A 1,020-nucleotide genomic window follows, 5' to 3' on the forward strand; every position below is an offset into this window, starting at 1 on the left:
TGTATGGGCAAAAATTTCTGCAATGCTTAACTCAAAATGATATCCAGCCTTGGTTTTATCCAGTGGAACCAGTCTATGAAAGATTCAAAGAAAAGTCAGAAACATTAACATTTAATGATTTTTATGGCAATAATGGGGATTCTTTTCAAACTCACGAGCGCATCAAATATTGGGAACAGTTTTTAATAGATAAGATTGTTCCACGTCTCTATACAGAGTTTATGGGGCTTGGCAAAATACGCCGAACTGGAACTTGGCAAAAGTCCTGGCAGGCAGATGAAATAGAAGATGACTATACAGACAAAGATCAATTAGAAGCAATACTCTCTAATACAACTTTTCATCTTACTTTTTTAGATGAGATAGAGAATTTGAGAATATTAAATAAGCTGAGTGTGACAAATACGAAAGCGAAGAAAACTCTGAAAAGACATCTTTATGTTGGTGCAATAGCATGTCTCGAAACTTACTTATCTGATGCCTTCATAAACACAGTTTTGTCAAACCAAAATTATTTAAACTCTTTTTTTACGTCTTTCAAAGATTTCAAAGATCAAAAACTTGGCATGAATGAAGTCCTAGACATTGCTAATAAAGCAGAAGAGATAGCTAAAAAAGCTATGTTAAAAGTTATTTATCATAATTTACCTAAAGTTAGTAAGATGTACGAAGGGACACTGAATATTGTATTTCCAAATTTTTCTGAAATTAACAAAGCAGTATCAATTAGACACGATTTAGTACATAGAAATGGTAGGACGAAAGAAGGTCAAGAGATAAATATTGATAACATGATGGTCGATGATATTATCTCTAAAGTTGAAAAATTTATTAGTGAGATTGACCAAGAACTAAAAGAGAAAGATACTACACCCTAAATAAATTGTGAGATGGCAAAGTTAGATAAATATAAGCAGTATGTTCAAAAATTTCTCACCAAATATGCTAATTATAAACCATCTTATGGAGATATTGAAGTAGAAACTATCTTCGATACACAAAGAAACCATTATCAAATTG

The 1,020-nt window shown here is 31.6% G+C and carries 2 protein-coding genes; both read left to right on the forward strand.

The genetic code is table 11. From position 1 onward, the window contains the following. The coding region (locus F6K52_RS36825; protein WP_293090250.1) for a HEPN domain-containing protein at positions 1-878 on the forward strand (878 nt) is incomplete at its 5' end. A gap of 12 nt (positions 879-890) precedes the next feature. Further along, the coding region (locus tag F6K52_RS36830; RefSeq protein WP_293090252.1) for an element excision factor XisI family protein at positions 891-1,020 on the forward strand (130 nt) is incomplete at its 3' end.

The organism is Moorena sp. SIO3H5 (genome assembly GCF_010692395.1).
In the GTDB taxonomy this organism is placed as follows: domain Bacteria; phylum Cyanobacteriota; class Cyanobacteriia; order Cyanobacteriales; family Coleofasciculaceae; genus Moorena.